7 protein-coding genes are annotated in these 5006 nt (G+C 63.3%); 2 read left to right on the top strand and 5 right to left on the bottom strand.

Annotated elements, in window-relative coordinates; all coding sequences use genetic code 11:
- Nucleotides 1–83: 83 nt before the first annotated feature.
- Together V8352_RS21370 and V8352_RS21365 are read right to left on the bottom strand one after the other, a co-directional pair.
- Entirely contained in the window at nucleotides 84–773 is a 690-nt protein-coding gene (locus tag V8352_RS21370) for a fatty acid desaturase (RefSeq protein WP_336426276.1), read from the bottom strand.
- Entirely contained in the window at nucleotides 760–972 is a 213-nt protein-coding gene (locus V8352_RS21365; RefSeq protein ID WP_336426275.1) for a DUF2061 domain-containing protein, read from the bottom strand. The genes V8352_RS21370 and V8352_RS21365 overlap by 14 nt, the downstream gene beginning before the upstream one ends.
- Nucleotides 973–1081: 109 nt before the next feature.
- On the opposite strand from V8352_RS21365, the gene V8352_RS21360 reads away from it, so the two are divergent.
- On the top strand, nucleotides 1082–1945 hold the full coding sequence (locus tag V8352_RS21360; RefSeq protein ID WP_336426274.1) for a helix-turn-helix domain-containing protein: 864 nt from the start codon (nucleotides 1082–1084) through the stop codon (nucleotides 1943–1945).
- Nucleotides 1946–1973: 28 nt separating this feature from the next.
- Here V8352_RS21360 and V8352_RS21355 read toward each other — a convergent pair whose 3' ends face one another.
- Nucleotides 1974–3017 carry an aldo/keto reductase gene (locus V8352_RS21355; protein ID WP_336426273.1) on the bottom strand — a complete coding sequence of 348 codons (1044 nt, stop codon included), beginning with the start codon at nucleotides 3015–3017 and terminating at the stop codon, nucleotides 1974–1976.
- Nucleotides 3018–3122: 105 nt separating this feature from the next.
- On the opposite strand from V8352_RS21355, the gene V8352_RS21350 reads away from it, so the two are divergent.
- Complete coding sequence (locus V8352_RS21350) at nucleotides 3123–3740, top strand: ImuA family protein (protein ID WP_336426272.1); 618 nt, start codon at nucleotides 3123–3125, stop codon at nucleotides 3738–3740.
- A gap of 95 nt (nucleotides 3741–3835) precedes the next feature.
- Here the strand turns inward: V8352_RS21350 and V8352_RS21345 are convergent, their stop codons facing one another.
- Entirely contained in the window at nucleotides 3836–4051 is a 216-nt protein-coding gene (locus tag V8352_RS21345; RefSeq protein WP_336426236.1) for a hypothetical protein, read from the bottom strand.
- A 12-nt stretch (nucleotides 4052–4063) separates the two neighbouring features.
- A partial coding sequence (locus V8352_RS21340; protein WP_336426271.1) for an ammonium transporter occupies nucleotides 4064–5006 on the bottom strand: 943 nt, incomplete at its 5' end.

Raw genomic sequence — 5006 nt, 5'->3', positions numbered from 1 at the left:
ACAACCTCAGATTACGAAGAAGCGCGGTGGCCGCCAGACCCGGCCGCGCGCTGCGCTACGCCAAGGGCTTCGCGCGCGGCCTCTTACACCACCCGGTGGGGCACTACCCCGCGATCCTCGATCACCACCGTGCGCCCGCTGGCCCGATCATGCGCGCGATGCTCAAGGAATGTGCGAATCTTCAACAGCGACATCGCCCCATAGGCTGCGATGAGATAGGCCCAGATCGGCATGGGCGCGGCCCAGACCCAGATCATGACAGGCACCATCGCCGCCCCATGCCACAGCCAGGCGCGCCGGATGCTCGCATCACCCGCCCGCATTTCGCGCCAGTCGCCGCGCAAGAACGTCGTCATGCCGACGATCGGCCCGATGGCAATGCGCCCGATCAGCGTATTGTTGAACCGCAGCGCGGCGCGCAGGACGTGCGGCAGCCGCGCCCAGATGACGGGATCAAGATAGTTGCTTTCAGGATCATCATAGGGATCGGTCAGCAGCGCGTCTCGATGATGGGCCAGATGTGTATCGCGAAACCTGAGGTAGGGCACCAAGAGGCCCAGCGCAGGCCAGACCGCCGCCATGTTGGCGCGCGCATCCGCAAAGGGATGGCCATGCAGCGCCTCATGGCTGAGCGACGAGTGCTGAGCGATGGCCAGCGCCGCGACGACGACCCCAAGGGGCAGCCAAAGCGTCGCCAGCCATGTCGTCGCCAGCGCCCAAAGCGCGTATGTCACCGCCAATAATGCCAGCGTTGGCCATTCAGCCGTGCGCATCCACGCGCCCCCACGAGATGCGCGACCAGATCCGCTCGTACAGGAAATAAAGGCTGAGACCGATCACGGTATTGACCACAGCCATCGCGCCGCCCGCGCCCGCCGAGCCCGTCATCATATAGCCGACAAGGCTCATAATGATAAGGCCGTTGATGTTCCAGATGATCGCCTTGACCAGCGTGCGACGGGGCCGTTCCATAAATCCTCCGATATGTGAATGGGTTATGGCACAGGGGTATCCGGGCGCAGGCAGGTTGCCCATTCTGTTTGCGGTTAACATTCCGCTGCATTGGTGATAATAATCACGGATGATGGTAAAAACAGACAAGCGGGCCCGCGCCACTCTTTTTCGCTCACGCCTTGGCGAGGCGATGTCGATGCGCCGCCTCAGCCAGAGCGCATTGGCCCGCGCCGTCGGTGTTGATCGCTCGACAGTGTCGCAGCTTTTGGCAGGCACGGGCGCGCGCCTGCCCAATGCGCAGGTGGTGGGCGAATGTGCGCGGGTTCTGGGCATCTCGGCCGATTGGCTCCTGGGCCTGACGGACCGACCCGAGACGGCGGCGGACATCCTCGCCAACTCCCTGTCGCTGACAGAGGCGCCCCGCGCATTGGTCGATGCGCAGATCTTCGAGTGGCACAAGGAAGCGGCTGGCTACAAGATCCGCCACGTGCCCGCCGCGCTGCCCGACATGCTGAAGACCCACGCCATGCTGGAGTGGGAATACGAGCCGCATCTGGGCCGCAGCACCGATCAGGTGATCGGTGCCTCCGAGGACAGGCTGGAATGGATGCGCGGAGCGCAATCGGATTATGAGATCGCGCTACCCCTCTACGAGATGCACAGCTTTGCCCGCGGCGAAGGGTATTATCGCGGCCTGCCCCTGCCCGTGCGGCGCGCCCAGCTTGCCAAACTGATCGAGGTGACCGAGCAGCTTTATCCGCGCCTGCGCCTGTCCCTCTTTGATGCGCGGCGCATCTATTCTGCGCCGGTGACAATCTTCGGCCCGCTCCTGGCGGTGATCTATATCGGGCGCAACTACATGGCCTTTCGCGATACCGAACGGGTGCAGGCCCTGACCGGGCATTTCGACCACCTCTTGCGCGAGGCATCGGTGGCCGACCGGGAAATGCCCGAGTATCTGCGCGGCCTCGCGCGCGAGATGCAGTCCTGAAGCGGTCCGCCGTTGAAGGCAGGGCGCTTTAGAAGGGCATCGGATGCGCGCGGTGGGCTGCGTCGATATCCTCCATCACCTCCTCCGAGAGAGTCAAATCCCCCGCGCCCAGCGCGATGTCCAGTTGCTCCATCGTCGTCGCACCAAAGATGCAGGAGGTCATGAAGGGCCGCGTCAGCGTCCAGGCCAGCGCCATCTGCGACGGATCAAGACCGTGGCGCCTTGCGATCTCCAAGTAGGCATCGACCGCCTCGAAGACGCGCGGCGTGATACGCCCGCCCAAATCCTCGGTGATCGACTTGCGCGAGCCAGCAGGCACCGCACCACCCTGATATTTGCCGCTCAGCAGCCCTGCGGCGAGCGGCGAGAAGGCCAGGAGGCCGACATCTTCATGCACGCTGAGCTCGGCCAGATCGGTGTCATAGAGACGGCAAAGTAGCGAGTATTCATTCTGGATGCTGGCGACGCGGGGCCAGTCATTGGCCTCGGACAGGCGCAGGAATTGCGCGGTGCCCCATGCGCTCTCGTTCGAAAGGCCGAAATGTCCGATCGTGCCACGCTTGACCTCATCCGCTATGGCTTCGAGCGTGGAGTGCATGTTGTCCAGCACCTCACTCGTATTTTGCGGCGACGGGTCATAGCTCCAATTCTGGCGAAACATGTAGCTGCCGCGATTGGGCCAGTGGAATTGGTAAAGGTCGATATGATCGGTCTGCATCCGCCTAAGCGACCCCTCGACCGCCTCGCGGATGCTGCCTGCCGTGATCGGCGCGCCGCCGCGCACATGCATCAGGCCCGTCCCGGACACCTTGCTGGCAAGGATCATGTCACTGCGCCGCCCGGTTCGGGACAGCCAGGTGCCGATGATCTCTTCGGTGCGGCCTTGGGTCTCGGCGATCTTGGGGTTGGTCGGATACATCTCGGCGGTGTCGACAAAGTTGACGCCCCGGTCCAGCGCGCGGTCGATCTGGGCATGGCCCTCGGCCTCGGTGTTCTGGCTGCCCCAGGTCATTGTGCCGAGGCATAGTTCGCTGACCATCAGGCCGGTGCGGCCAAGCGGATTCATCTTCATCTTGTATCGTCCTTTCTGGTGTCCGGCGCAGGGTAGCGTCTTGGCGCGCGGCGTCACGTGCAAAATGCGATTGAGAACATTTAGCGAACATAATAGGCTGGCGGCATGTCCGTTCTCCCGAATCTCGACAGCCGAACAGGCCACCCCTCTCTGCCCGTTCTGGGCGATATTGCCCTGCCACTGGCACGCCTGCATGAGGCCTGCGGGCCAGCCCGGCACATGCTGGCCATGCTGATCGCCGCCGCGACACAGGGGCCTGTGCTGTGGATCGCGCCGCCTTGGCAGGCGGGCGCGCTGAACCCCGATGGCATGGCGGCCTTTACCGGCCCCGAACGGTTCGTCTGGATCACGCCCGAACGGCCCGCCGATATCCTCTGGGCGCTGGAGGAGGCGCTGCGCAGCGGCGCGGCGCCGCTGGTGGTGGCCGATCTGCCCAGCCCGCCGGGCCTGACGCCCGTGCGGCGCCTGCATCTGGCCGCCGAGGCGGGTGCAGGCATGAACATGGGCGCGCCCCTTGGCCTGATCCTGACCCCCGGCGCGGGCGGTGCGCCCGGCATCGAGACGCGCTGGCACATTGCCCCTGCGCACCGGCCCGGCGCCCATGGCTGGACCCTGACACGCGCCCGCGCCCGCACGGCGCCACCCGCGACATGGCATGTGTCCGGCGCGCCGGGACGCTGGCGCATGGAAGAGGCCCGCGTCGTCGATGAAATACCATCATGAGGCACAAGGCTTCAGCACCCTTGGGAAAGCTCTAAAAAAAGGGGGCGCGACCTTGCGCGCCCCCAGATACCGCTTTGTGAAAACCGCGGGAAGTATCAGTAGCGTTCGAGGACGCGGGCGATCTTTTCTTGGTCGCCCAACTTGCGGGCCTTTTCCAGATGAACCTTCTCACGTTGGAACTGGATGATGTGCCAGCCCACCCAGAAGATCACGCCGATGACGACCATCGCCACTTCCATTCCCTGAAAGGGGTAGACCGGGCCGACTTCAGCCAGATCCACCGCCCAGCTATCGTATCCTATCGTTGACATACGGTGCGCTCCTTATGTTCTGATTCTGATGGCAAGATGTGCCTTGTCCGCTTCGATTATGTCTTGCTTGGCATCTTCGTAGGCATGGTGCTCGGCAAAATCGAGGCCCTGCAATTCCACTTCTTCGGGGATGCGCAGAACGCCCATCGCGCTCTGGATCTTGGCCACGCACCAGCCCGGCGCAAAGCCAAGGACAAAGAACATGATGACTGCGCCGATTGTCTGGCCCAGCGGATTGATCGTCGCAAAACCTTCGAACGGCGAGGCCGGTGCGCCCCACAACATGAAGCCAGCGATGATCAGGCCGACCACGCCCGCATAGCCATGAACAGCCACCGCGCCGACCGCATCGTCCAGCTTGAAGGTCCGCTCGACCCACTGATGCAGGTTATAGACGATAACGACGCCGATCGCGCCAACGAGCATGGCTTGGATCGGGTGGTAGAGATCGTTGCCCGCCGAGGCCGTGATCACGCCAGCCAGACCGCCCGACAGCGACATGAGGAAGTTGAAGGTAATCGCTGACAATGAAGTCGGCGCAAGGTAGATGTTGGTCGCCGTCCAGGTGACGCCGGTGATCTCACCGCCAATGGCCTCGGGCGAGATCAGAGGCACGTTGCACGCCGCGTAAAAGCCCCAGAAGCCGGTATAGATCAGAAAGATGCCAATCGTCAGCAGCCACGGGTTGTGCGGCGGGATATCGCGGGGCGTGCCATCGCTTGCGAATTTGCCGATACGTGGCCCCAGCACCATGATGACACCCAGCGCATAGCCGCCTGCGATGGCGTGGATGACGCCCGATGCATAAGCATAATGGTATCCAAGATATTTCACCATCCAGCCGTGATAGTGCCAGCCCCATGCCGCGTCGATGATCCAGAAAACCGATCCGATCAAAACAGCATGCACCCAAAGAGCCGAGGAGCGAATACGCTCGATCACCGACCCCGATACG

It is taken from the genome of Roseovarius sp. D0-M9 (assembly GCF_037083805.1).
GTDB lineage: Bacteria > Pseudomonadota > Alphaproteobacteria > Rhodobacterales > Rhodobacteraceae > Roseovarius.
This window is presented reverse-complemented; position numbering and strand designations above follow the sequence as displayed.

Bases quoted from the DNA above. Each gene is read 5' to 3' on its own strand.
- V8352_RS21370 (WP_336426276.1), bottom strand. From the start codon at position 773: ATGCGCACGGCTGAATGGCCAACGCTGGCATTATTGGCGGTGACATAC.
- V8352_RS21355 (WP_336426273.1), bottom strand. From the start codon at position 3,017: ATGAAGATGAATCCGCTTGGCCGCACCGGCCTGATGGTCAGCGAACTA.
- V8352_RS21365 (WP_336426275.1), bottom strand. From the start codon at position 972: ATGGAACGGCCCCGTCGCACGCTGGTCAAGGCGATCATCTGGAACATC.
- V8352_RS21360 (WP_336426274.1), top strand. From the start codon at position 1,082: ATGATGGTAAAAACAGACAAGCGGGCCCGCGCCACTCTTTTTCGCTCA.
- V8352_RS21345 (WP_336426236.1), bottom strand. From the start codon at position 4,051: ATGTCAACGATAGGATACGATAGCTGGGCGGTGGATCTGGCTGAAGTC.
- V8352_RS21350 (WP_336426272.1), top strand. From the start codon at position 3,123: ATGTCCGTTCTCCCGAATCTCGACAGCCGAACAGGCCACCCCTCTCTG.